Consider the following 24,701-nt stretch of genomic DNA (forward strand, 5'->3'; position numbering starts at 1 on the left):
AAAAGAAAGCCCCGCTTACTATCAATCAGTAAGCGGGGCTTTTTATTTGAAGCTGTTTATTGGTTACTAAGCGGAGCGTTAGCTAAACTGACAGGCGATTAAACCGTAAACTTATTCAATAGTTCATCCTGTGCACGAACATTGTCAGTTTGTACCTGCATTGCCGTGTTTGCTTCTTGCGCCGCGTTTGATACTTGTGTTGAAAGGTCTTTGATCTTAACAGTGTTGTTGTTGATCTCTTCCGCTACCAAGCTTTGTTCTTCTGCTGCTGAAGCAATCTGAATGTTCATATCAGAGATACGCTGAATCGCGTCGCGGATGCGGTCAAGTGAAGAGTTCGCTTGTTGCGCACGTTCAACGGCGTCAGTAGCTGTGTCTTTACTTTGGTTCATCGCGTTCGATACTGAGCTTGCGCCGGCTTGGAGCTGCTCGATCATGTTGCGGATTTCAGTTGTCGACTCTTGAGTACGTTGTGCCAGAGTACGAACTTCGTCGGCTACGACTGCGAAACCACGACCAGACTCACCAGCACGCGCGGCTTCAATCGCAGCGTTCAATGCCAATAGGTTAGTTTGGTCTGCAATGTCGTTGATTACCTTAAGAATCGTTTCAATGTTGGCTGTTGCTGATTCAAGTACTTGTACTTCTGCAACGGCTTGGTCGATACGAGCTGATAGGTTATCAATGGCTTGCGTGGTGTCACTTACGACTGAAGTACCGTCTAGCGTTGCTTCGTCAGCTTCACGAGCTGCTGCTGCCGCGCCTTGAGCGTTGTTTGCGACTTCTGTTGCAGTCACTGCCATTTCGTTCATTGCAGTTGCTAGCTGTTCTAGCTCTTGCAGCTGCGTGTTCATCGCATTTGCAGATTCGCCTGCGCCTTTCACCGTGATTTCTGTACCACGCTTAATCTCAACACCAATCGCTTTCGATTGAATGATTTGATTTTGCAGGTTTTCGGTAAAGGTGTTGAAGCCTTTCGCTAGGTCAGAGAACTCTTTGTCTGTATTAGTATCTAGACGCTTAGTTAGGTCACCTTGTCCGCTCGCTACATCTTGAATCGCTTGGTTAAGTGCATCCAGTGGGCGCATTAATACGCGGATAAGAACTGTTAGTGCAATGATGCTGAGAATTACCGCAATCAATGAGTAGATCATTGAGCTGTTCTTCAGATCTTCCACGGTTTGGAACGCGATCTCTTCATCAAGGATTGCGCCAATGTACCAATCTTCACTTGGGATGTGGGTGAAGTTAACTAGGAACATTTTGCCGTCGACTTCAATTTCTTGAGAGCCTTCACGAATGGTCGCTTGTGGCATGTAGCTTGAAAGCGTTTCACCGTTGTTTTTCGCATTTGGGTGAGCAATCGTTGTACCGTCGGCAGTCACTAGGAATAGGTAGCCCGCATCGAACAAGTTCACTTGGTTTACTAAGGTCGCAAGGTTGGTCAATTCTAGGTCGTAGAACATACCTGCAGTGAAGCGGCCATTGTCTTTAACTGGCGTACCCACTGAGATGATGACTTTCTTACTTGATGCATCCACATAAGGAGCGGTAACCACTAAACTGTTTTTGGATTTAGCATCAATGTACCAAGGGCGGATTCGTGGGTCGTAATCTGGACCTGCTTCCCAACCGTCATCATTCTCAATGACGAAACCGTTTGCTTCATAACCAAAGCCAACCGCTAGGAAGCTGTTTTTAAGCTTTGGTTTTTCTAGGATTTCTTTTACGTAAGTGCGATCTTGAGGGTTAATCTCGATGACTTCAGTCGTCGATTGAGCCAACGCTTTTTTGGCGTTCATCTCTGATACGACTGTATTTTTTACGCCAGAGACCATCTCTTTTAGGCTCGCATTGACGTGGTTTTCTACAGCACTTCTTACGGTGTAAAGTTGTTGTATTGAAAGCAATGATACTGTCACTAGCAGCAAGGCTGATGATGCAGCAACCACCTTATGGCTAAATTTCATTGAGTGTTCCCCTTCTCACAGGCTTTGCGAAGTCTAAAGTTAATCGTGTTTTTCTAATTATATATATCGACGAGATTGAAATTTACTTGAATGTAATTTCACAAAATAGACTACAAAAATACAACAACCTAAACAATACAAAATTCACTAAATCACATATTTGTTACTTTTAGTATTTGGTTCAATGAGTTGAAGATACACGCGAGCCTAGAGCCTACGGGTATTGATAATTTATTAATTAGACGTTTATGTGTGTGGTTTTCTATTAAAAAGCGGTGGAGAGGATAAGTAGATATGAAATTAAATGAACTGCCTATTTTATATATTGATTGAGTTTTGAACGGGAGGGTGAATATGTTCCGCGGAAATAAAAAGCCTCACAAAAGTGAGGCTTTATAAATGGGTTCTTTATTTTTTATATCAGTAGAGTCTAATTTAGAATATTAGATGAGCTACACCAGCGATAACTGGAAGCGTAATTAGAGTACGCAGAATAAAGATAATAAACAGTTCCAAGATGTTCACTGGAATCTTACTGCCCAGAAGCAGAGCGCCTACTTCAGACATGTAGATCAGCTGAGTTACCGACATTGCTGCAATAACAAAGCGAGTCATCTCGTTGTCGATAGAAGCCGCAAGGATTGCTGGGATAAACATATCCGCAAAACCAACAACAATCGTTTCAGATGCTGCAACCGCTTCAGGAACACCAAGTAGCTCTAGGAATGGAATGAAAGGCTGGCCTAGGAATGAGAATACAGAAGTGTATTCCGCAATAACCAGTGCCATCGTACCAAGGCCCATAACAACAGGCAGTACGCCAAATACCATATCCACGGCGTTACGGATGCCTTCAGCAAATACTGATTTAGCAGACTTAACTTGTGATGCTTTGCTTACTGCTAGCTCAAGACCCCAAGAGAATGTTGAGTGACCCGCTGGGATAGCGTCAGCGTCTTTGTGAGGCTTGCTACCATCAATGAAGGTGTCTTTCTTCATGCTTAGTGGCGGAAGGCGAGGGATGATTACCGCCGCCACAATACCCGCTAAACAGATTGCTGCGTAGAAAGGCAGGAATAGGTGCTCTAGCTCTACTTGAGCAATAACCACAAGACTGAACGTGATAGATACTGCAGAGAAAGTCGTACCAACAACCGCAGCTTCACGTTGAGTGTAGAATTTCTTTTCGTACTGTTTGCTTGTAAGCAGGATACCAACGCTGCCGTCACCCAACCAAGAAGCCATACAGTCGATAGCACTACGACCTGGCAAGTTGAAGATTGGACGCATTACTTTACTTAGTAAGGTACCGAATAGTTCTAGCAGACCAAAGTTAAGCAGCAGTGGCAGTAGTAAACCAGCAAAGATAAATACTGAGAACAGTGTTGGAAGTAGGCCTTCTAGCACTAATCCACCAGTGTTTTCTTCCCAGATAAACTCAGGGCCTACTTGGAAGAAAGCCATGAATGCTGCTGCACCACCGATAAGACGTACCAACAACCATAATGGAGATGGGTTGAAAAGGCCGTTCAAAAATGAGTTCGATGTAATGAATGTAGGCTTGAAAATGGTGCTTAAAACGGAAGCTACAGACATGAAAGCGACGATCGCAGTGATGATAGGGATTAGGTATTCACCGAAAACCGCTTGAATTGACTTGGCTAAGATAGCAACAGGGATGGTTAGATCGCCTTGATAGCTAATTGGCGCCATGAAAAGGAATAAACCAATCAATGATGGGATTAAGAAAACCCAGAAACTGCCTTTAGATTTCTCTGTTGGAGCAGTGTTCGTGTTGTTAGACATGTTATTGTTCTCGAATTTCTACACGTAAAAAAGCCATATCCGTGGCATTTTTATTCATTAAACATCCGTATTTTCTTATCGGATGCAAGATTACCCAGTATTAATATCGCTTGCAATACTATTCATCAAATATCGCTAAGTATTCACACTGGTTATTCTGCAACTCTTTAAAAGTTTAGAATAAAGTGTTGCGGATGTTACGTATTTTGAGGATATATTGCCAGATATTTATAAATTTACTGGAGTATCAGTTCGATAGGTCAGGTAAAGCCAATAGCTAAATGCGATAATGAAAGCGAAAGAAGCAGGAAAAGCCAGCGCTAAAATTTCGAAGCGTTGGAACAAGCACGCACCGGTTAACCCTCCAAACAGAAAGCCCCCGACAATGAACATCAGTAATTTGGCTTTACGTCGATCGAAAGGCGTACCTTTTAAGCGAGCACCAATCATGATGCCAAGATCTGTGATGATCCCGCTCATGTGTGTGGTACGAATGATTGCACCGCTGTAGGTCGTTATCATCGCATTCTGCAGGCCACATGCGGCTGAAGCGAAATATTGGCCTGACGTATACCCTTGCAACAATGTCCCAAGAGCTAAGAACAGTAGCCCACCTTCAATACATAAAGCCACGCCATAACGACGCCCTAATTTCAGCGCTTGGTTTTCAATAAAGAAACCACTGAAGGCGGCACCGAGCATAAAGCTCATGATAACTAAAAAAAGGTGTATTGAAGCATTAGAAGGGGTCAGTAGGCTGCTTCCCAACAACGACATGGTACCGGATATATGAGAAATGGCTTGATGTTGGAATCCGAGAAGACCAATAGCATTCACGCTGCCAGCAAGGCCTGCGAGTAGTAAGGCGCCGTATTCAACCCAGCGAGGCAACTTAGAAATCATGTGGTTTATTCCGGGCTAAATCAGGAGCAAGATTATAACGCTAGCGAAAAGATACGCTAGCGTTGTGAGGCTTTCATATTTGATCTTAGGCAACAGTATTGCAGTTTGTTCTAATGTTGTTTCTATACAAAGATAAAGGTCAGTAATAAGCTAGTTGTAATGGCTCATCTGGTGGTCAAACTTGACCCAACCGTGTTTACGTTCTTCATAGACTGAAAAGCTTGGTAATGGGAAATCTTGCTCTTTAAACAATCCTAGTGGGACGATATAAAAATCGGCGGCGGCAACGGACTGTAAAAGCATGGTGGTTCCACACTTGGGACAAAACTGATAGGTGACTTCATTGCCTGTATCGCTGATGCGTGAAAAAGAGGTTACTTCTCCGCTTAGCGTCACTTGCTCTATTGGGTACCGAGCCTGAACGCCGAACACACTTCCGGTGCGTTTCTGACATTCATAACAATGGCATACCGAGGTTCGTTGAGGTTCGCCTCTGCATACTAGGTTGACGGCTCCACAGCGGCATTCGCAACTTCTGATACTTCTATCTTTAATATGATTGATATCCATCCATGCTCCACTTCCAGTTAACCCTGTATTGATAATTATACTAAAGCCCTTTATGGTCTGCACAACTGGATGAAAATAAAAGAATATAATTGCTCATGAAAAAGAAAATCTTACCTATACCTCTGATTTTACTGATTCCGATTGTCATGCTAGTCGTGGTGATAGTGGCGGGTATTTATCGCTTTAGCTTAAGTGACGAAGAGATCTTGGCGAAGTTTCCTTCCTCACAAGTCAGTTATGACCCAGTCGTTGAAACCGTTTTTGATTTAAAGACGACTAACCCATGGACAATCAAAGTACCTGAGACCAACGCTTACGCCTTTATCAATGAAGTCGATGAGACAAGAGCAATCGCATTTGGACGCTATGATTCCGGTGTTGAACGTGGTGTGGCGACAGTAGACACTAAAAATCTGTCAGCGGTGACTTTGGGCAAAGCGAGTTTCTTTGTTGCGCCAATGTGGATATCTAACCAAGGTAGCGGCGTATTCTATTATCTTGGTCTGTTTAAACACGATCAGCAGCGAAGCCGTGTTGTACTCGTCGATCAACTGTTACTGGGCGATCGCGTACAAATCCAAACCTTAGATGTGACTCAGCCTCCTGAAGGTACCTCAAAGAGTAAACTCACAGGGAAAGGTTTTATCGGCTTTACTCAGCATACTGCGGAACAATCATTTGCAGAAGCACCGTCTGAAAAGGTGTTAATGAGCTTTTCTTTTGATACGCAATCAATTGGTAAGCAATAACGCTTTGGTTCGTGTAAGGATCTGTTGTTTATGTGAGCTAAATTACATATTATCGTAGTTAGATGAATGAAATTTAGACACTCCTCAAAGCAGTGTCTGCTTATATTTTTACAAATGGAGCTTGCGAATGATTAACAAACGTTTTTTTAAAACCAAAGATGAAGTGGAAGTGACCTTCGAGCTGGAAGCTCAAGAAGCAAACTCAGTTTCTATTGTTGCTGATTTTCTTGATTGGAAAGCAACCCCAATGAAAAAGTTGGCGAAAGGGAAAGTCTACAAATTCAAAACTCGTCTACCTAAAGATGGCGAGTTTCAATTCCGCTACCTTGTTGATGACCAAGAGTGGGTGAACGACGCGAACGCTGATCGCTATATCCCCAATGATTTTGGTGGTGATAACTGTTTGGTATCGACGGTTACTGCTTAACGCAGTTACGTAGTGATTTAATTGCTTATTGCTTAACTGCTGACTCTCGAGACACACGGTTATACAGCCGTATCCAGTGAGGATCTCACGATCAATACAGTTTGTTTATTAATTAAGCGAAGCGGAATAACCTAAATCAATAGAAAGCAGAAGCCAGGTGTTTCTGCTTTTTTATTTTCAAATTTAGCGGTTAATTTTATTTGCGATAAAGCGTTTTACATTGACGGTAACTCAATGACTTAGGTGCGAGGAGTAAGATTCGCATCATATTATGACAATGCATTGATGATTTATGCGTTTGAAAAGCATATCCTATGCTTTTATATCGTAGAAAGACCTGTTTACCGTGTATTCAAAAATATTCTCCTCTCCGTTTTCTGAGCTTTCACCTGTAAAAAAAGCAGCTATTTTAGGACTGCCACTTATTGCAGTCATCGGTGTTGCTTTACAAACTTCTCAATCAGATCTGACAAAAACGATCGATCTGAATTTACCGGACTCAACCGTTATTGAGTCAATCCTTACACCTTCTGTGGTCATCATTGAACCGCCGACGTTTGAGTATCAAATTCAAACGGGCGATAACTTGAGTAGCATCTTCACTCAACTTGGGTTTTCTTATAAATCGATGATGAGCGTGATGGAAACGGATTTAAACTTCCTTGCGCTAGACACGCTTCGTCCTGGCAACACATTACGTTTCTGGCGTGATGAGGCGACGGGTAATCTGTCCAAGATGGAAATCCAATTTAGTGTTGCTGATAAGGCGGTTTACCGACTGCTTGATGATGGCAGCTACGAATTTGAAGACATTTCTATTCCGGGTGAATGGAAGCAAAAGCCTCTCGTGGGTGATATTCAAGGCAGTTTCTCTATGTCGGCGAATAAAGTCGGTCTAAACAGTCTTGAGATTGACCATATTGTGACTCTTCTTAAAGACAAATTGAATTTCAGCCGTGACCTACGTGCTGGCGATCAGTTTGAAGTGCTTCAGAAAGCTCAATTCGTTGATGGTGTTGCAACCGGAAAACGTGAAATTGAAGCGATTAAGATCATCAACCGCAACCGCGTTGTTTCTGCTTATCTTCACACTGATGGTCAATACTATGATGCGGACGGTGATAGCCTACAACGTGCTTTCCAACGTTACCCTGTGAGCAGCAGCTGGCGTCAGAGTTCTCAATTTAACCCTAAACGCTTACACCCTGTGACAGGTCGAATCTCACCACATAACGGTACAGACTTCGCGACGCCAATTGGCACGCCAGTTCAAGCGACCGGTGATGGTAAAGTGATCATGACCCGTAAACACCCTTACGCGGGTAACTACGTGGTGATTCAGCACGGCAGCACTTACAAAACGCGCTACCTGCATTTAAGTAAGATCCTTGTGCGTAAAGGGCAAACAGTTTCTCGTGGTCAACGTATTGGCTTATCGGGTAAAACTGGCCGAGTGACGGGTGCGCATTTGCACTACGAACTGATCGAACGTGGTCGTCCTGTTAACGCGATGACAGCAAATATTCCGATGGCTGATTCTGTGCCGAAAAAGGAAAAAGCGACATTCGTAGCCGCGAGAGATGAAGCCGACAAGTTACTCAAGAAAGCGTTAGAAGAGCAATCAAACAACAGTTAGTAATTGCGAGTCGATATCGCTGGTGAGTCTAATCGTTGAATAAGCGAATAGCTTGATTGCCTATATATCTAAACATTGAAAAGCCGCGAGTGCAGAGTTGAATACCTAAGTGTTCAATTTTGCCCTTGCGGCTTTTTTGTTGTTTAAGCTACGCTTTCTCAGAAGCTCAGAAGCTCAGAAGCTCAGAAGCTCAGAAGCTCAGAAGCTCAGAAGCTCAGAGGCATGAAGAGTGTCGTCTTCATACGCTTAGCGCTTTTATGTTGCTGACGATGGTTTCTGGGCGCAGTGGACAAGAATAGAGGTAACCTTGGATACTGTCGCACCCCATTGAGTGGAGTTTATCTAACTGCTCACGCTCTTCGACACCTTCCGCAACGAGTGATACACCCAACCTTTGCGCCAATTGAATGATCAACCAAACGACACTCTCTGATGTGGAGTTGGTTAACAGGTTCTGGATAAAGACGGCATCGATTTTAATGCAATCGATAGGGTAGCTGTGAATGTAGTTCAGGCTTGAGTAGCCGGTACCAAAGTCATCTAACGCAATGGTGAAGCCTTGTTCTCGAAGATAGTTGAGGGCGTCTTTGACTTCAGGTGTCGGCGAAAGTAATACGGTTTCGGTTAATTCAATAACAAACTCATTCGCCTCGAAGTTGTACTGTTTGATCGTTTTAGTGAGGTAGGCAAGGTAGCGTTTAGAATCACTAAGCTCGTGAGCGGAACAGTTGATACCCAGTTTGATTTTATAGCCTAAGCCTTGCTCAAGTGTGATTTTTGCTCGGCAAACGAGTTCGATAATACGTTCGCCCAACTCGACGATAAGGCCAGACTCTTCTGCAACTTGTATGAACTCTACGGGAGATATGTCGCCGTGTTGAGTCGTTTTCCAACGAGTGAGAACCTCAAAATATTCCCAACGTGTATCGTCTTTACCGACGATCGGTTGGACGACCACATACATTCCATTGTTGTCAGTTGTAGGGCTATTGCCGTGATTGCCATTGAATACTGTTTTACTCGAGATTGAGCTTTCTAGCTCACTGCGTAAAGCGGCAATCAACTCGGTTTTTCTTTGATAACGCGCTCTTAAATGAGTGTCGTAGCATTGGATGTGTGTATCTGGGTGCTGTTTACATTCTTTTAAAGCCAAGCTGGTATTGAAGATGATCTGTTCTACGTCTTTATTATTTCCATCTGAGCGAGCAATCCCAATACTGACATCGAAATCAATCTTCAGATCAACGCTGCAATAGCCTTGCTTTATTTTGGTTACTACCTGTTCGCAGACACCGATTGGGTCGTTATGATAAGTAATGAAAGCAAACTCGTTACCGGCTGTACGAAAGGTTAGGTTGTTCTCTGGTAATGTACGGCGCAGTGTTTCAGCGACATGCTGCAGTACCTTGTCGCCGATGTAATTACCGTGCATGTCGTTAATGGCTTTGAAGCTGTTTATATCCAACAGAGCCACGGTAAAAGGCGTGACACTCTGTTGAGTGATCGATTCTAGCGTATCCGACAAACAACTGCGGTTAAGCAGTCCTGTTAAGCTATCGTGCGACACCTCGTAGCTGAGTTGATTGACTAACTGCTCAGATCTGTCGTTAAACCACATCTCGCGCAAGGTATGAATGACGATGTCTGCAAAAAGTTGGTGATGCTTGATCACTTCTTGCTGTTGGTCAGGGCTAAGAGGTGATGTGAAGGTCGAAAACAACACACCCATGACTTCACCACTCTGAGTTCGAGTGGGTATCGCAATCGAGTTTTGAGAGGTGATCTCTTGCCTGAACGCTGACGTTGGCAAAGATTTAATAATGTATTGAGCGAAAGAGCAATCAGGGTGACTTTGATTAACGGCTTGTTGGTAGATGTGACCATGACGCGGATTGATTTTGTCATGCAGTACGTGGTCAGATTGTGCAATCACCAAAGGAACCATTTGGTCTGGGAAATACTTCTTCTCAATAATGCTGGTGTATTGAGTACCAAAGGTTTGATGCAAAGTAAGCACGGCCGACTCTAAAAGGTCGATACCTTCCAATTTAAGTAAACGGCCAATGCGCTCTGTGTCTATTATGTTGCTGTGCGTATGTTGAGTCATAGTCACCATCCGTAGCCAACCAGAATCAGTGTGTAAGCTGTATATATATGATTTTTATAAGCATAATTTGTAAGTGCGTGGTCTTGTATACATACAAGTTGCGCACACTATTAATATGCGTCCAGTTTATTATTGACTGTGTTGTATGATTTTTCAAACTCAGTTGTGACTTATTTCACAAAATCTGAGTGCTACGCTCTCTGTCTAGTCTCTCTTTGAGGTGATCCAAAAAGAGCTTTGTTCGTGTGTGTGAGTAGTCAAGCTTAGGGTAGTATGCGTAAACCATCACCTCGTCAGCCGTGATATTTGGTAAGACTGGAACTAATGTCCCTTGTTTGAGATCTTCTTTGATCATTGCTTTGATGGTTAAGAGCACGCCCATTCCTCGCTTCGCCGCATGAAATAATGCTTCAGGGTTAGTGGTCGCGAAGTTTCCATTCAACGTGATTCGTTGCCCTTTGGTGAGTGTAACTTCTCGAGTCGGGCGCTCTCCCCAGATTAGAGAGTTGTGCTGCTCTAAGTCTTGCTCACAGGTGGGGTAACCATGTTTGGCGAGATAACTCGGTGCGGCATAGAAACCGGCTTTGTGCTCAAACAAGGGGGTTTTCTTGAAGCTCAAAGAGTTGAGTTGTTCCAGTTCTCGACTGATCACCAGATCTAACCCAAGTTCAGGTAATTGCCCGGAAGTAGTGGTGATGAGCTGTACTTTGATATCTGGGTATTTCTCCAAGAAGTCGTCCATATATTGCACTAGAAACTTAGAGCCAACGGCAATGGTCGCACCTATCTTTAGCAAGCCAGCGGGTGTTTGGTTTACTGAGCGAGTCTCATCAATAATCGACTGCCAATTATCGAGCTGATCCTTGGCTCGCAGGTAAAAGAGTGCGCCTGCTTCGGTTTGGCTAATTGAGCGAGTCGTGCGCTTTAAAAGTTGAGTGCCAATGCGTTCTTCCAGCCAGTTTACTCTTTTGCTGATTGCTGAGCTGGTGGTATTCAGTTTACGTGCTGCTCCATTGAAGCTGCCTTCTTCTACCACTCTTACGTAGCTTTTTACGTTAAGAATCCAATCCATATTATTTCCTATTGGGACTTAATCAAATTCCAATTTGGTTAATTATCAATTACTGGTTTTGAATATAGACTTATATCATGAACAAATAACAAACGAACAGGGAATTTTTTGAGCCAATCGACCTTTAAAAAAACGCCGTTACTCTTAGCAATGATGATCATTGCTACGGGGCAAGTGGGTGTGAGTATTTACCTCCCATCATTGCCATTAATCGCTTCTGACTTAAGTGTTATCCAAGTGGATGTGCAATTACTCGTTACACTGTTTCTTGTGGGTTTTGGCTTATCTCAGCTATTTTATGGCCCGATGTCTGATGCGGTGGGAAGACGACCTATCTTCTTGTTGGGTCAGGGTGTTTATCTGATTGGTACTATCGTTTGTTTTTCATTTTCCGACAATATGACCGCTTTAGAAGTTGGTCGTTTGTTGCAAGGTTTAGGGGCGGGGAGTGCTTCGGTGCTCGGGCGAAGTGTTCTTAGAGACAGTTATGATGGCCCTCAACTCACTAAGGCGCTCTCTTATATTTCAATCACCGCTTCTATCATGCCGATCATTGCGCCAGTGTTTGGTGGTTGGATCTCGTTTCATCTCGGTTGGCAGGCGGTGTTCCTGTTTGTTTTATTGTATTTATTGGCGATATTTATTCTTGGCTACTTTGTGTTGCCCGAGACGTTACCTTACGGAAAGAGTCGGTTTGAAGTCAGCCAGGTGGTGAAAAACTACGGACGCTTGCTGACTAACCGTCAAGTGATCAGCAGCGCGAGCTACAACTGGATGAGCTATATGGCGAGCCTAGTGTCGCTATCTTTATTCCCATTCTTAATGCAAGAACAACTAGGCCTGACAGCTGCTGAATATGGCTCTTTGATGATTGTGCCTTCGGCTGGGTTGTTGATCGGCAGTGTGGCGTTGAACTTACTCAACCGCCGATTCAGTACGCCGCAGCTAATGAGCTTAGCGATTTTGATCGTGTTGGCGTCGGGCGCTTGGTTGTTAACACATGAACTCTCTATCTTTAACCTAGTGTGGGCATTTACTTGGCTAGCGATCGCGCAGGGCATCTCTTTCCCTCTATCGATCAGCATGTTGTTGGAGCCTCACAAGAAGCAAGCTGGCGCGGTGTCTGCGCTGTCGGGCTCAATTCAAATGTGTATGGCGGGCTTATTAGGCGGATACTTAGTAGAAAGCTGGGTGACGACTCATCTACAGCTTGGCGTGTTCTACCTGATTATTGGTGCGGGTATGGGCTGTGTACTATGGTCTTCAACTCGAGCTAACAAAAAAATCGACTCTGCAGCAATAGAATATAGCTAGATAGGTTTTATACTTGCACGCTCTAGTTAAAGCGTTGTATTTGTGTTGATGGTTTCCTACAATACTTCGGTCCATTTAATAGGTGTAAAACATGCAGCAAAATGAATTTGAAGTACTGGTAAAAGCGATCTGTGTACTGGATGGCTTGCCTCAAGCACTCGAGTTGTTGAAATCCAATGAGGATACTGAAGTCGCTGAGGCTGCAGAATCATTGACTGGTCAATTTGCGTTAGCTGAAGTTGACGGCGAAAAGCGTATTTACCACGTGACGCTTCAAGAGAATGAACAAGGCGAAGAGCAAGAGTACATCGAACATGTTATGAATGAAGGCGATGACTTAATCAAATTTGCAGCTTGGTTCTTCGAAACAATGTTCGAATTAAAGCAAAAAGACACATACCAGATTGCTGGTAAAACTTATAGACAGCCAAAGCGTAGCTAGTGTTATAACAGCTTCGTTTGAAAGGTACCTTTAAAACCAACGGTTTTTTAGAATCAAGCCTTTTTCTAAAAGCAGCTTATTAGGCTGCTTTTTTGTTGCGTTTAATTTGTGTTTTATTTGTAAGCTCCCATGTAACCTGTAATTTATTTACATAAAAGTGTGATTTGAGTCTTGTTTTTGGGCGTTTAAAGTGTAAAATCCGCGCATAAGAAAATTGATTATGTGCGGAGATAAGCATGAATTACGAACTAGGCCACGCATACCTTGGCCAAATGGTAGCAAAAAACATGATGCACGAAGCATTGTATGGCAAGTCAAAGCCAAAGAAACCGTCGTTCTTTAAGCGAATGATGAAGAAAATGTCTAAGTAAGCATTTTTTAAAACGGAATTTAAAAAGGCCTTAAACTCAATGAAGTTTAAGGCCTTTTTCGTTTAAGCGATTGATGATATTCAACGCTCTACTTTATTGTGGATGGACACAAAAAATCGTTTAACCCATTGGCATATTCTAAGATCTTCAGAGATCAGCTAGCCGATTGATTAGATAAATCGACAACGTTGTTTGGAATGGAATCTAGACCATTTTCTTTCATCCAAGCTTCTAAGTTGTCTGCTCCGCCGATGTATTTACCATCAAGCCAGATCTGAGGGACTGTGACTGGTGTTTTCTCACCAATGTGCGCTTTTACCTCTGGGATCATACGATATAGAGCCGCGCTGTCTTTCACGACATCGTGATAGGTATATTCAACACCCGCTTCATCAAGCATTTTCTTAGCTTTGACGCAGAATGGGCATGTCGCTTTCCCGTAAACAATGTTGCCTTTCAAGCTGTCTCGTTTCGTCCACTCTTTGATTACTGATTGAACGAGCACCCCTCGATTGAGTGCTTCGCCTTGGCTGACGACTTTGCCTTCAACGACAAGAATCGGCGCATGCCAAGAACCCAGTTTAAGCGGTTCCCACCAATGAGATAACCAATCTTTCACTTCTAGTTCGACATCGACATCGGCTAATTCATTCTCAAAAGTGTCCTTAAGAATGTCTTTAGTAAGGGTACATTCTCCACATGGGATATTGACTTTAAATGGACCCCAGCTGCCTGCCCAACGGTATAGTGTAATCTTGACTGGTTTCTTCATGGTTACGACCTCGTTTAAAATTCTCTTATCAATATAGAACGGACAGTAGCGTTATTTATTTCATTAGCTTTAAACTTTCTTCGATTTCGCTGGTCTTTTTGTTTCCCAATGGGTAATAAAAGCAACTGACGCAATAATAATAGCGGCTCCTAGCCATAAACGACCAGGTGGAACCCAACTAAATACGATCCAGCCTGCTAATACATTGAGTGGAAGCTTAGCGTGGTCAAATGGTTGAACAAAAGAGGCATCGGCTACGGAGTATGCTTTTACGATTGCCCATTGTGCAAGCGCAGTCATTATGCCAATGACAACCAATATTCCCCAGATAGTGCCACCGCTCGGAGTTTGCCAATCAGGTACTGCGAGAAGAAGGTTAAAGGGTGTAATCAAGAGAAGAAGGTAAACCACCATGGTCGATGGGCTGTCTTGCGAGGACAGTTTTTTCACCATAAGAGAGTAGCACGCCCAAAAGAATGCAGCGCCAACTGGCAGTAGCGTTGCCCAGCTAAAATCTTCTGCCCACGGTTCCAAAATAACCATGGCGCCCACGAAACCCGCTAAGGTTGCGCCCCAACGAGCAGCGCCCACTTTCTCTTTGAGAAAAAGCCCAGAACCTATGGTCGCGAACAAAGGTGAAGTCATGAGAAGGGCGATACCTTGCCAAATAGGCACAGGGTAAGCCAAAGCCCAAATCCACAGTTGAATACCAATAACCGATAAGAAGACTCGGAACACGTGCAATTTTAGATTATCGGTTTTTAGCGCTCGGCGAATCCCTAACGTTTTAAGGTAAGGCAGAATAGCAAGCAACGCGATAGCGTATTGAATGACGGCGACGGTGGTAGAAGTGAGTCCGAAATGAATGCTAGCGATTTGAGTAAGGCTGTTAATGACAGCAAAGGCTAAACCAGCGGTTAGCATCCAGCTAGCGCCTTGAATCGGATGGTGTTGTGACATGATGCTTCTAATTATTTGATGTGGTTCACCTATGATACGGATTTAACACAATGAAACCAGAAAAAGCATTGATGAAGTTGGTCAGAATATTTGAATATGAAAAAAGGTTGAGCCATCGCCCAACCTTTTTAATCTTTATCTAAAGTAAATTTAGATTAGAAGTCGTAACGTACACCTAGGCGAAGAATATCTTCTTGCTCAACAGTTACAACATTAGCTACTTTTGTCTCGTCTAGGCCATTTAGGTAGTAAGAAACGTAAGTGCGGAAATTACCATTGAATTTGTAGTAACCAGCGATCTCAACTCCGTCTAGAGCATCAGATTTAGAGCCATTCGCGGCTTCATCTTCTTGGTACGTATACACTACAGCAGCAGAAAGCTGTTTTGTGAATTTGTACTGTGCAGCAAGTTCCATTGCAGTAAATGATTCAGTATCTGCACCGACTGCTTTATCGTCAGCGTCACCTGTAGAGTATGTTGCTGCTAGGTAAAGACTATCTAGAGAATACGCTAGACCTGCAAGGATTTGGTTTGCGCTACCATTTCCTTCGCCTTTATCTTCACCTGAGTATGCAAGGCCAAGATCCAAACCGAATGGTAGTGAGTAAATACCAGAAAGACCGTAGCCATCAGAGTCTTTCTCGCTGTTGGTTTGGTAAGTTGCTTCTAACTGAAGGGCATCAAAACCGCCGCGGTAGGCAAATACGCCGTCTTCTTTATCAGAAGCTGCACCGAATACTTGTTGAACACCAGAGAACTCAGTGATATCCGTAAAGTCAGATACGATTACTGAAGCCATGTCTTGGCGACCGACAGAAACTGCTTGGCCATCAAAATCAACACCAGCGTACATGTAACGGTTCTGGAAAGTATCTTTGCCAGTACCTTGCTCGGCCTCATAGAAACCGAAAGCTGTTGCATTATCTGTAAGCTCTGTTTTACCGCCAAGGTTTAAACGAAAGCGAGTTTTATCTTTCATTGAACCTTCAACTTCGTCAATACCATCAGTAACACTGCTGCCTGAACCAATGAAGTCACCACGGAATTCTGCACGACCACCAATCTTAAGCTCAGTACCATCAGAGCTGTAAACTGTTGCTGCTAGAGATGAACCTGAAACTAGTGCTGCTACCACTGCAGAAGCTAGAACTGCCTTTTTCATAATCACTTACCTTGTATTTTAAAATCCGTGAGCAATGCGCTCTCCGTTTCGATATGAAGCTAATTTAGAGCAGATAAATTAAGCTTTCATTTCTATAAAATTACATTTTCGTGAATAGGGAACTTTTTTAAATGTTGATTTTATTGCACTTTTATTTCAATGGACTGAGTAATTAGTGAATAGTTATACAAGTTTAGGCGCTTTTCTATTGGTCCGTTTAAGTTTTGATTAGCGGTTTCTTCGCGGTAGTGGAGCAGCAATGAAAGTAGATGGTGAACTCTTGTCGCCGAATAACAGTTTGTGCTGGTGGTTATATCCTCTATGATGCAAAAACTTCAAAGCGAATAGATTCTGCTCAACAGGACGGAGAGGTTTCATGAAAACAGAGTACTTAGGTGATGTTTTACAAGGTAGGCAGGTTATTGGCTCCTTGAATGTGGACGACCTACCCACTGGGGAACATCAGTTTTGGTTCCAAGTGACCAGCGATGGGCTAGGGCAACCGAAAAATATGCCAGTGTCTGTTTTTAAAGGAAGCCAGGATGGACCCAAGTTGATGATCACCGCCGGTATTCATGGTGATGAGTTGAATGGCGTGTTGGCTGCTCAACAAATTATCAGAGATCTCGTTGGTAAGAACTTAACAGGTACAGTGACGATTGTGCCTACGGTCAACCTGTCTGGTTTGTTAAATCATAGCCGCGACTTTATCTCTTCTGACCCGGGTTCATGTCCTGCTAACCTCAATCGACTTTTCCCTGGTGATGCCCATGGTTTGGCTGCCGAGCGTTTTGTGGCTTCATTGTGGGAGCGTTTGCTTAAACACAATGCAACGTTTGCAGTCGATCTTCATACCCAAACGCGTGGTGCGGTTTATCCTCTCTATGTTTTTGCTGATTACCGGATTGATCAATGTTTAGAGATGGCGAGATTAATGCAGCCCGATTGTGTGCTCAATGATCCCGGCGACCCAGGTATCTTAGAAACCGTATGGAACCGAAGTGGTATCCCAAGTATCACGGTCGAAGTGGGGATGGGTAAATTTACTCAACCTGACATGATTCAAAGGGCGGTCGACGGCGTGTTTAATATGCTGTCTTACTATGAGATGTCCGAGGCTGTCGGTGAGCAAATAACAGAGCCTAAGCAACTTCCCGCTCTTGATTGGATCGAAGGCAACAATGTTGTGTCTATTCGTGCCGATATCGGTGGTTTTGTTCTACCTCAGGTTGAACTCCTGCAAAGCGTAGAACAAGGCGAGTTGCTAGCCATTCAATATGATGCATTTGGTAACGAATGCCGTCGCTATCACGCGCCGTCTGCAGGGCGTGTACTTAGCTATAATGTGGATGCATTAAGGGAACCGGGTGCGCTTGTTTGTCGCTTGCTGAGTTAGATAACTGTTAGGTAGAGCGAGCCATTCGCGAAAGCTACCGCCATGCGAAATACGTAAAAAAAAAGACCGAGCTAAGCTCGGTCAAAGGACAGTTGTCTAGAGTTAACACGTCTTTGACTCATCGACAGAACTGCTCTTAGAGTAACGAGGATAAATTAAGAACCCATTGCGAGATGGTGACACTTCGACTGCTTTTTTGTTTCAAAACGATTATTTCAAACGATCATTTTAAAGCCATAAAAAAGCCTACCGCGGGTTAACGCTAGTAGGCTTTATCAATTTCATCTTCAATGTTTTCTAAGACTCACAACCTTTCTAGATTCGATTAGAAAGCGTCATCTACGATGTCTTTCAGTCGGTCGTAAGGCACATATCCCGGTAAAACATTTCCGTTCATCATCATGGTTGGAGTGCCGGTTAAACCTAGAGCACTAAAGGTTTGGTGGTTGGTCATGAGTATGTCGCTTTGCTCTGAGGTCGTGTCCAATTGCGCTTCTGTTCCTGTTTTCTTCGCCACAGCTTGTAATGAAGATTTGGTGTGGCTACCGCTTTTCGCCATCAGTAATCTATCGACTTCAGGGAAGGCTTCTGGATTATCTTTCCATACTTTCATCGCGTATAGAGCCGCATTGGTATCAAGGCCAGCTACTTGTTGCTGCTTAAATGACAAGTACACATTGATGATTTTGATATCACTATTTTCAGACGCTAGTTTAACTAAGCCTTTCTCTAAGCGTTTACAGAAAGGGCAGTTGTAGTCAGTAAAGTTAACGATGACTGATTTTCCGTCAGGGTTGCCCGTGATTGGATGAGCGTCATTGTTATACAACCAGTCGTGACTCTCAGCTTGAGCTTTCTTTGCTTGCGCTTGGCCTGCGACGTACTGCTCTAAACTGGTATGCAGCCCTGAAATCGTAGAAGGATTCTCCTTCAGGAATTGATTAATTTCTTCAAGTTGCTGGGTTTGTTCAGTGCTTAACTCAGCGAACGCACTCGTGCTCATTAGTGAGCCTAAAATCAGTGTGCTTATCAGATGTTTTTTCATGTTGTTTATTCTCTAATTCTTGATAATCATGAGCGCGTTTTGGGTCGCGCTCACGGTATTATTGTTTGTTAAATTTTCTTAAATCGGCTTGTTTGCTTTGCTCTCTCTTTGTAAGCGAGTTATGCAAAGTAGGTTCTTAACCACAGGCCGATAGGGGAAGTAACGCCGGTTGCGATACTGCTGATCTTTCCATCTTTGATGATGACAATGCTTGGCGTGACATTGACTCCCCAACTTCTGCTGATCGATCCAGAGAGATCATTGATAACAGGGAAGTCATACTCTTTGGCGTCTAAGAAGCGCTGAACACGTTCGTCTGGGCCAGATGAAAGTGCGACAGAAACTACTTGGTGGGAGTCGTTGAAGCTATTGACCGTTGGGCTCACTAGCTTGCATGCGCTACACCAAGTCGCCCAAAAATAGACAATAACGGGCTTACCGTTTTTGCTTAGCTCGATAACATCAATATCCTCACCTTGTAGAGACTGACCCACGATTGGAATCGAGTCTCCTTGAGGCATGCTTCTGCTGTGGTAAAAATCCATGGCAAGCGAAACCACGCCAACGATCAGTATCATTGAAACGAGTTCCTTTCCCCATTTCTTAAGACGACTTGGCTTTTTGGTTTCAGCCTTTACAGCGTTGCCTTCAGCAGAGCTAGGCTTTTGTTCATTGTTGGGCGTCTTCATCAATTATCTCGCAGCGTCGATGGCTTGAATAACAGTGTCACTGTCTAGAATCACAGGCAATGGAATACCATTCTTATAGCTCGGGCCATAAACGATATTAAATGGCACACCAAATCGGCCATTACTTTGTAAGTATTGAGTGACACTTTCACTTGGTGTTGTCCAATCGCCTTTCATCAAAACAATGTCTTCTTGCTGTAGGTGGCTGTAGACAGGATCTTGAAGAATGACGCCAATTTTGTTGGCCTTACAGGTGATACACCATTCTGCGGTCACATCAACAAAGACCGTTTTGCCTTCATCGACTAATTGAGGAATTTGTTTCGCATCCAGCTTCTGCCAATCAAGGTTATCGACAATTGGCGTTGCCCAGTTATCAGCGGTAACACTGCCGACGATCAATGCAGCACCAAATACCAAGGTTGTGGTTGCCATGATAGGAATCAGCACCTTGCGACCTAATTTCATGCCAATCCAAATCAGCACTGAAACGACGATAAACAGTGACAACAAGATGGTTGGGAACTTGCCAATGAATGGGCTCAGTAGGCTTGTTAACCAAAGACTAGTGATGAACATCATTAAGCCGAATACCAACTTAACTTTGAACATCCATGCGCCCGGTTTTGGTAGCAGTTTCGTTAGGCTTGGGAATAATGCGAAGATCAACCAAGGTGCGCTCATACCAATGCCGAGTGCGATAAAGATAGCCCACAACTCTTGGTAACTTGCGCCCAGCGCATAAGCCACCGCAGTTCCTAGGAATGGCGCACTGCAAGGCGTCGCCAGCAGCGTCGCAAACATGCCTTGGATGAAGTGACCTGAATGTGAGTCATCGCCTTTGGTTGCCATCCAAGTGTTTAAGCCTGACGGAAGTCTGAATTCGAATAGACCGAGCAGGTTAACTGAGAACAGTAGGGTAATGATCAGCATGAACCCGATGAACCAAACATTTTGGAACTGGATTCCCCAACCAATCGCATTACCACCCATTTTCAGAACGGTCATGCCTAGCGCTAACAGCGCAAACGAAGTGATAACACCGGCAGCAGACGCTAGGAATGAGAGTCGGATGTGGCGATTTGAAGCACCTTGGTTCTGAATAATGCTGTTTAGCTTCATCCCTAGCACGGGAAGCACACACGGCATGATGTTGAGGATTAAACCGCCCACTAACGCAAAGCCAAGCATGACTAGAAAGCTGTTGTTGCTTGTTTGGTAAGCTATCGGGTCTGAACCAACTTGCGCGGTCATCTCTTCGGCAAAGTTAGTATCTGAAACGGTAACACTCACCGTACGATCCGTTAAGTCGACGTCACCGATCCAGTTACTCACATCAAATACTGCAGTCATTGTATTGTCTGTGATGTGGACGGTAGGTTGAGAGAAGAAATCATCAAGCACTTCTTGACCATCAATCAACACCATCGGTTTATCCCAGCCTTCTTTACTTGTTAGCTGAGTCACCAGTTGTTGCTTGCTCTTATCCCAGAACAGGCCGTTCACAGAAGTACGGTTAGCTTCTCGTGGAGATTGGCTCATGCCTTGATTGAACAAGAACATCGCTTCTTCATCGAGCTCTAATGTTTGCGGATCAATGGGCAGTTCGATGTCGTAATCGGTTAAAACACAGATATTGGTACACGACGGAAAGGTGAACGACGCCTTGAACAGTGCCGGCTTCGTGTTGTCTTTCAGTGTCAACGTTACTGGGAAGCTGACGTGTTTTTTGTAGCCTAACGTCATTACGTCTAGCTGTTCGTAATATTTAGGGATCGGCCAATGCCACTCTACCGACTCTATGTTTGTTGAACCAGACCAGTCCCAACTTGGTGGAATACCACCTTCACCAGGGCTACGCCAATAGGTTTTCCAATCGCCGTCGAGAACGACATCCAGCACGGTTTGAATCTTAGAACCGTCATCCGACTGTTCGCCCGTCGACATCATTCGCATTTTGACGGGTGGATGTTCAGGCACGCTGAGCCAGCCCGTAGTCTGTGCTAAAGCAGTAAATGACGTCATAACCAAAAGGGCAGTGACTAGCGTTTTCGCGCATGTACGCATGCAGAATGCCAACGAATCGACAAACTTAGTTAGTAGTGTGTTGTACACAAATGTATCTCCAAAAAATAAATAAAAGGGTGTAGTAGCCCGGTTATTTACTCTCTAAATATACAATGCTTTAGATGTAAGCGGTGTTTTGTAGGTCGAGAAGAGCGATGGTTATCCCTAGACAATCTCGATATGTGAGGTGATAAGCTGTACGCAACAGCAATAAACAGGATAAAAGGAATCAGCCAACCTGTTTTAGGTGTCGCGAAGGTGAGCATTTTTGAGCTTAGACTGCACGCGCTAGAATTTGGCGCTGACAGAGTTTTAGAAGCTTCTGACCCGAAAACACTGGCATAGAGCTCAGACATTTTATCGAAAGATGCGACGTTTGCTTGTGGGTGGCTGGTTTCTGCGCCGACAAGTATTGATTGTCCAATTAAGGAAGCCGAAGTGGTTACTTTGTTTGCAGACAGCGTACTCGCCAGACAGGTTACGATAACCAGTCCGGTAAGGAAAAGCGCCCAAAGCGAATGCTTTTGTCGGCGGTTCTGTTTGGATAAGAAAAGTAATGGTGTATTCAGCAAATCAGTCAGTAATCGAATCAGTTAGTTGTTAATAGTTAGCAGCTAAAGCGAGCTCGTTGAATTGTGGCTAGCTTAGATAACTTTGCTCTGGGCTACAAGTCATAAAATTGTCAAAGCAAAAGGGATGCATAAATGCCAAACCTAGCGAGTGAGGCATCAAGTATCGGCTTAAGTTCATAATAATTTGTTCTTTTTCTCTGACCGCTGTTTTTCTCATCAACGTGACTGTTTTTCTTACCAAGGTGTTTTTTTCTAACCAAGATAATTTCTCAAGGTGACAGTTTCAAAGTAACGTTTTAAGCGCGCCAGTTACGCATACATGAGGGGAAGCGTGGTTGTGTTTGAAAAAGTTAACTAAATAGCAGACACAAAAAAGCCCAATCGCTCGTTAGAAACTGAATTGGGCTCAATCTATTAGTCTTTGGTGTTCTATGCTCTATTCGGACGCCTTAATGAGTGCGACGAGGTCCGTTACGAACTAGGTCTTTACCATTTTCAAAGACTTCTTTAGTGATCCAGCGAGCAAGTAGAACCTTGTGGTTGCTATCAAATACAGCAACGAAATGACGACCATCTGAATTATTGGTTGCCATGCCTACGCCTTCAACGCCTTCAAGACCCAAACCGCCAGCTTCAACTGAGATTAGGAACTTTTCTAGTTCTTCTAAGGAATCGATAATATCAAGTTCGTTGTTCATTTTTTATTCTCTTGCTATGAGCCGACATCGGATTAAAGGCGTTTTTGTACATGTGCCTAAGTGATGATTCTGGCCGTTATTCTTTGTTGGATGCGTACTCTACAGGTCATAAGAAGGGATTGGAACTCTCAAATATTAGATCCGAGCTGATATTTTGCGAATATTTAACACAACATACTTTTAAATGCTTGTTATCCATATTCTTTTTACTACTATTTATAGGGTCAATTTAGACATTCATAGGAATTAACATGATAAAGGTTTGGCGTTGTCTATTTTTAATGTTGGCGTTTGTTGCATCAGGGAGTTTTGCACAAAGTGTCGATAAAATAGCAGAAGTACAAGACCAGCTAATGCTGGACCTCACAACATTAGAATCGGCACATGATGCTGAGAAGCCATTTTTAGAAGATATATTAAGGCGTAAAAACCAAGCATTACGTGAAGAGATCTTTTCGCAGCTATCGTCAGATAAGAAAGAGGGGCTTGATGTAACTCTTGCTCAGCAGGTCGAACTCTTACAAAAGTTACTGGCATTGAATGAAGTTAAAATCGTTTCAATGAGCAGAGAAAACCGTTCGGCTGAAGGTGATGCTAAAAAGCGTCTTGAGTTACGGATTCAAAAACGAATTGGGATGATGGATGTTTATTATCAACAACTTTCTACGACATTAGGTTGGTCGAAAGAGCGTGGTGTTGATGTTGCTGTTCCTGAAGCTGAACTAAAAACGGCGCTTGTTGAACGTTCTAAATATCTGACTAATGCCATTCTTTATACAGACACACAACGTCAAGACTTAGAAGCGCGTTTGTCTTTTGTGAATGAAGAAGAGAAAGCGACCATTAAAAAGGAGCTTGAACGCTTTAGCGAGCGAACCAGTGTTATGGTTGCGAGCTTAGAAGAGACCATCACGCTAATGGAACCGTACGGCGTGGATGTGACTTCTTACAAGCGCGTGCTTTTAGCAACGACGGGTGATATCAACGCTGACGTGTTGGATGTGGATGTCGCACTCGAACTGCTAGATGGTTGGTTACGTTCGTTCAGCTCGTGGGCTTTCGAAAATACCCCTTCTTTTATCGTTAAACTCGCTCTGTTTCTCGGTATTTTGTATATAACTCGTCTTATTGCTAACGTCGCTCGTAAGACCGTTCGTAAGAGTGTCTCGCACTCTAAAATGGACTTCAGCGTATTGATGCAGGAGTTCTTCGTATCCATCGCATCTAAAGCGGTCGTGTTTATTGGTTTGCTTATCGCCCTGTCTCAAATTGGGATTGAGTTAGCGCCACTACTAACGGGTTTCGGTGTTGCGGGTGTCATCATTGGTTTTGCATTGCAAGATACGCTGTCTAACTTTGCGTCAGGCTTGATGATCTTGATCTATCGTCCTTATGATGTTGGCGACATGGTTAAAGTAGCTGGCGTTCAAGGCACAGTAAAAGACATGAGCTTAGTGTCGACAACCGTTCAAACCATTGATAACCAACGCTTGGTGATCCCGAACAACAAGATCTGGGGTGACGTTATAAACAACATCACAGCAGAGCGTGTGAGACGTGTGGATATGGTGTTTGGCATTGGTTATTCCGATGACATCGATAAAGCAAAAGCGGTATTGAACGACATCATCATCGCGCACCCTCTAGTACTTAAAAAGCCAGAACATATGATCAAGCTTCATACCTTGAATACGTCTTCTGTTGATTTCGTGGTAAGACCTTGGGTTAAAACTGACGATTACTGGGATGTGTATTGGGATGTGACGGAAACCGTGAAGAAACGCTTCGATGAAGAAGGCATCACGATTCCATTCCCTCAACGTGATGTGCATGTTTACAACCACGAAGAGAGCTAATCCGGAAAAAGGCTAGTACGAGAATAGCTAATACGGAGAGCACTAAGTTCGGCGTATCGTCGACCTCTAAATGTGAAATTAAATGGACGCTGAATTAGCGTCCATTTTTATTGGCT

21 protein-coding genes are annotated in these 24,701 nt (G+C 43.7%); 8 read left to right on the forward strand and 13 right to left on the reverse strand.

From position 1 onward, the window contains the following. Nucleotides 1-98: 98 nt before the first annotated feature. From QUF19_RS22395 to QUF19_RS22410, 4 genes are all read right to left on the reverse strand, one after another. Nucleotides 99-1,970, reverse strand: a complete 1,872-nt coding sequence (locus tag QUF19_RS22395) for a methyl-accepting chemotaxis protein (RefSeq protein WP_286299554.1) — start codon at nucleotides 1,968-1,970, stop codon at nucleotides 99-101. Nucleotides 1,971-2,405: 435 nt separating this feature from the next. Further along, nucleotides 2,406-3,776 (reverse strand): YjiH family protein, encoded by a 1,371-nt coding sequence (locus QUF19_RS22400; RefSeq protein WP_286299559.1) that lies wholly within the window; start codon nucleotides 3,774-3,776, stop codon nucleotides 2,406-2,408. Nucleotides 3,777-4,004: 228 nt separating this feature from the next. Further along, complete coding sequence (locus QUF19_RS22405; RefSeq protein WP_102436534.1) at nucleotides 4,005-4,679, reverse strand: YoaK family protein; 675 nt, start codon at nucleotides 4,677-4,679, stop codon at nucleotides 4,005-4,007. A 150-nt stretch (nucleotides 4,680-4,829) separates the two neighbouring features. Next, nucleotides 4,830-5,312, reverse strand: coding sequence for a GFA family protein (locus QUF19_RS22410; RefSeq protein WP_286299564.1), 483 nt, complete (start codon nucleotides 5,310-5,312; stop codon nucleotides 4,830-4,832). Between the two features lie 32 nt (nucleotides 5,313-5,344). On the opposite strand from QUF19_RS22410, the gene QUF19_RS22415 reads away from it, so the two are divergent. The 3 genes from QUF19_RS22415 (at nucleotide 5,345) to shyA (ending at nucleotide 8,061) form a co-directional block, all read left to right on the forward strand. Continuing rightward, complete coding sequence (locus QUF19_RS22415) at nucleotides 5,345-5,998, forward strand: hypothetical protein (protein WP_286299567.1); 654 nt, start codon at nucleotides 5,345-5,347, stop codon at nucleotides 5,996-5,998. Between the two features lie 127 nt (nucleotides 5,999-6,125). Further along, the gene (locus tag QUF19_RS22420) at nucleotides 6,126-6,425 is read left to right on the forward strand and encodes an isoamylase early set domain-containing protein (RefSeq protein ID WP_017105639.1); all 300 of its coding nucleotides are present in this window, start codon (nucleotides 6,126-6,128) and stop codon (nucleotides 6,423-6,425) included. A 346-nt stretch (nucleotides 6,426-6,771) separates the two neighbouring features. Then, nucleotides 6,772-8,061 carry a peptidoglycan DD-endopeptidase ShyA gene (gene shyA / locus QUF19_RS22425; protein ID WP_286299572.1) on the forward strand — a complete coding sequence of 430 codons (1,290 nt, stop codon included), beginning with the start codon at nucleotides 6,772-6,774 and terminating at the stop codon, nucleotides 8,059-8,061. Nucleotides 8,062-8,299: 238 nt separating this feature from the next. Here shyA and QUF19_RS22430 read toward each other — a convergent pair whose 3' ends face one another. Both QUF19_RS22430 and QUF19_RS22435 read right to left on the reverse strand, forming a co-directional pair. Continuing rightward, a complete protein-coding gene (locus QUF19_RS22430; protein WP_286299574.1) occupies nucleotides 8,300-10,168 on the reverse strand; it encodes a putative bifunctional diguanylate cyclase/phosphodiesterase in 1,869 nt (622 codons plus the stop codon). A gap of 175 nt (nucleotides 10,169-10,343) precedes the next feature. Next, a complete protein-coding gene (locus tag QUF19_RS22435) occupies nucleotides 10,344-11,240 on the reverse strand; it encodes a LysR family transcriptional regulator (protein ID WP_102351486.1) in 897 nt (298 codons plus the stop codon). Nucleotides 11,241-11,348: 108 nt separating this feature from the next. On the opposite strand from QUF19_RS22435, the gene QUF19_RS22440 reads away from it, so the two are divergent. The 3 genes from QUF19_RS22440 to QUF19_RS22450 all read left to right on the forward strand — a co-directional run bounded on the left by QUF19_RS22440 (nucleotide 11,349) and on the right by QUF19_RS22450 (nucleotide 13,367). Next, nucleotides 11,349-12,554, forward strand: a complete 1,206-nt coding sequence (locus QUF19_RS22440; RefSeq protein WP_286299582.1) for a multidrug effflux MFS transporter — start codon at nucleotides 11,349-11,351, stop codon at nucleotides 12,552-12,554. Between the two features lie 91 nt (nucleotides 12,555-12,645). Further along, nucleotides 12,646-12,996 (forward strand): hypothetical protein, encoded by a 351-nt coding sequence (locus QUF19_RS22445; RefSeq protein WP_017105643.1) that lies wholly within the window; start codon nucleotides 12,646-12,648, stop codon nucleotides 12,994-12,996. Nucleotides 12,997-13,232: 236 nt separating this feature from the next. After that, entirely contained in the window at nucleotides 13,233-13,367 is a 135-nt protein-coding gene (locus QUF19_RS22450; RefSeq protein ID WP_017109040.1) for a hypothetical protein, read from the forward strand. A gap of 154 nt (nucleotides 13,368-13,521) precedes the next feature. On the opposite strand, the gene QUF19_RS22455 is transcribed toward QUF19_RS22450, so the two are convergent. The 3 genes from QUF19_RS22455 to QUF19_RS22465 form a co-directional block, all read right to left on the reverse strand. Then, nucleotides 13,522-14,139, reverse strand: a complete 618-nt coding sequence (locus QUF19_RS22455; RefSeq protein WP_017630100.1) for a glutaredoxin domain-containing protein — start codon at nucleotides 14,137-14,139, stop codon at nucleotides 13,522-13,524. Nucleotides 14,140-14,208: 69 nt separating this feature from the next. Next, nucleotides 14,209-15,099 carry a DMT family transporter gene (locus QUF19_RS22460; protein WP_102436520.1) on the reverse strand — a complete coding sequence of 297 codons (891 nt, stop codon included), beginning with the start codon at nucleotides 15,097-15,099 and terminating at the stop codon, nucleotides 14,209-14,211. A gap of 155 nt (nucleotides 15,100-15,254) precedes the next feature. Further along, on the reverse strand, nucleotides 15,255-16,262 hold the full coding sequence (locus QUF19_RS22465) for a porin (protein WP_286299600.1): 1,008 nt from the start codon (nucleotides 16,260-16,262) through the stop codon (nucleotides 15,255-15,257). A 376-nt stretch (nucleotides 16,263-16,638) separates the two neighbouring features. Here QUF19_RS22465 and QUF19_RS22470 point away from each other — a divergent pair, with 376 nt between their 5' ends. Next, nucleotides 16,639-17,658, forward strand: coding sequence for a succinylglutamate desuccinylase/aspartoacylase family protein (locus QUF19_RS22470; RefSeq protein WP_102436516.1), 1,020 nt, complete (start codon nucleotides 16,639-16,641; stop codon nucleotides 17,656-17,658). A 325-nt stretch (nucleotides 17,659-17,983) separates the two neighbouring features. Here the strand turns inward: QUF19_RS22470 and QUF19_RS22475 are convergent, their stop codons facing one another. The 4 genes from QUF19_RS22475 to QUF19_RS22490 all read right to left on the reverse strand — a co-directional run bounded on the left by QUF19_RS22475 (nucleotide 17,984) and on the right by QUF19_RS22490 (nucleotide 22,729). Next, a complete protein-coding gene (locus QUF19_RS22475; protein ID WP_286299606.1) occupies nucleotides 17,984-18,703 on the reverse strand; it encodes a DsbA family protein in 720 nt (239 codons plus the stop codon). A gap of 119 nt (nucleotides 18,704-18,822) precedes the next feature. Then, nucleotides 18,823-19,392, reverse strand: coding sequence for a protein disulfide oxidoreductase (locus tag QUF19_RS22480; RefSeq protein WP_286299610.1), 570 nt, complete (start codon nucleotides 19,390-19,392; stop codon nucleotides 18,823-18,825). A 3-nt stretch (nucleotides 19,393-19,395) separates the two neighbouring features. Beyond that, nucleotides 19,396-21,459 carry a protein-disulfide reductase DsbD family protein gene (locus QUF19_RS22485; RefSeq protein ID WP_286303286.1) on the reverse strand — a complete coding sequence of 688 codons (2,064 nt, stop codon included), beginning with the start codon at nucleotides 21,457-21,459 and terminating at the stop codon, nucleotides 19,396-19,398. Nucleotides 21,460-22,480: 1,021 nt separating this feature from the next. Beyond that, nucleotides 22,481-22,729 carry a hypothetical protein gene (locus QUF19_RS22490; RefSeq protein ID WP_102436510.1) on the reverse strand — a complete coding sequence of 83 codons (249 nt, stop codon included), beginning with the start codon at nucleotides 22,727-22,729 and terminating at the stop codon, nucleotides 22,481-22,483. A gap of 251 nt (nucleotides 22,730-22,980) precedes the next feature. Here QUF19_RS22490 and QUF19_RS22495 point away from each other — a divergent pair, with 251 nt between their 5' ends. Further along, nucleotides 22,981-24,585: a mechanosensitive ion channel family protein gene (locus tag QUF19_RS22495; protein WP_286299615.1), complete on the forward strand. Its 1,605-nt coding sequence runs from the start codon at nucleotides 22,981-22,983 to the stop codon at nucleotides 24,583-24,585. The last annotated feature ends 116 nt before the right edge of the window (nucleotides 24,586-24,701 follow it).

This window comes from Vibrio sp. FE10, assembly GCF_030297155.1.
GTDB lineage: Bacteria > Pseudomonadota > Gammaproteobacteria > Enterobacterales > Vibrionaceae > Vibrio > Vibrio apostichopi.

Coding starts and splice junctions, on each gene's coding strand:
- QUF19_RS22395 (WP_286299554.1), bottom strand. CDS start 1,970: ATGAAATTTAGCCATAAGGTGGTTGCTGCATCATCAGCCTTGCTGCTA.
- QUF19_RS22400 (WP_286299559.1), bottom strand. CDS start 3,776: ATGTCTAACAACACGAACACTGCTCCAACAGAGAAATCTAAAGGCAGT.
- QUF19_RS22405 (WP_102436534.1), bottom strand. CDS start 4,679: ATGATTTCTAAGTTGCCTCGCTGGGTTGAATACGGCGCCTTACTACTC.
- QUF19_RS22415 (WP_286299567.1), top strand. CDS start 5,345: ATGAAAAAGAAAATCTTACCTATACCTCTGATTTTACTGATTCCGATT.
- QUF19_RS22420 (WP_017105639.1), top strand. CDS start 6,126: ATGATTAACAAACGTTTTTTTAAAACCAAAGATGAAGTGGAAGTGACC.
- QUF19_RS22430 (WP_286299574.1), bottom strand. CDS start 10,168: ATGACTCAACATACGCACAGCAACATAATAGACACAGAGCGCATTGGC.
- QUF19_RS22435 (WP_102351486.1), bottom strand. CDS start 11,240: ATGGATTGGATTCTTAACGTAAAAAGCTACGTAAGAGTGGTAGAAGAA.
- QUF19_RS22445 (WP_017105643.1), top strand. CDS start 12,646: ATGCAGCAAAATGAATTTGAAGTACTGGTAAAAGCGATCTGTGTACTG.
- QUF19_RS22450 (WP_017109040.1), top strand. CDS start 13,233: ATGAATTACGAACTAGGCCACGCATACCTTGGCCAAATGGTAGCAAAA.
- QUF19_RS22455 (WP_017630100.1), bottom strand. CDS start 14,139: ATGAAGAAACCAGTCAAGATTACACTATACCGTTGGGCAGGCAGCTGG.
- QUF19_RS22460 (WP_102436520.1), bottom strand. CDS start 15,099: ATGTCACAACACCATCCGATTCAAGGCGCTAGCTGGATGCTAACCGCT.
- QUF19_RS22465 (WP_286299600.1), bottom strand. CDS start 16,262: ATGAAAAAGGCAGTTCTAGCTTCTGCAGTGGTAGCAGCACTAGTTTCA.
- QUF19_RS22470 (WP_102436516.1), top strand. CDS start 16,639: ATGAAAACAGAGTACTTAGGTGATGTTTTACAAGGTAGGCAGGTTATT.
- QUF19_RS22475 (WP_286299606.1), bottom strand. CDS start 18,703: ATGAAAAAACATCTGATAAGCACACTGATTTTAGGCTCACTAATGAGC.
- QUF19_RS22480 (WP_286299610.1), bottom strand. CDS start 19,392: ATGAAGACGCCCAACAATGAACAAAAGCCTAGCTCTGCTGAAGGCAAC.
- QUF19_RS22485 (WP_286303286.1), bottom strand. CDS start 21,459: ATGCGTACATGCGCGAAAACGCTAGTCACTGCCCTTTTGGTTATGACG.
- QUF19_RS22490 (WP_102436510.1), bottom strand. CDS start 22,729: ATGAACAACGAACTTGATATTATCGATTCCTTAGAAGAACTAGAAAAG.
- QUF19_RS22495 (WP_286299615.1), top strand. CDS start 22,981: ATGATAAAGGTTTGGCGTTGTCTATTTTTAATGTTGGCGTTTGTTGCA.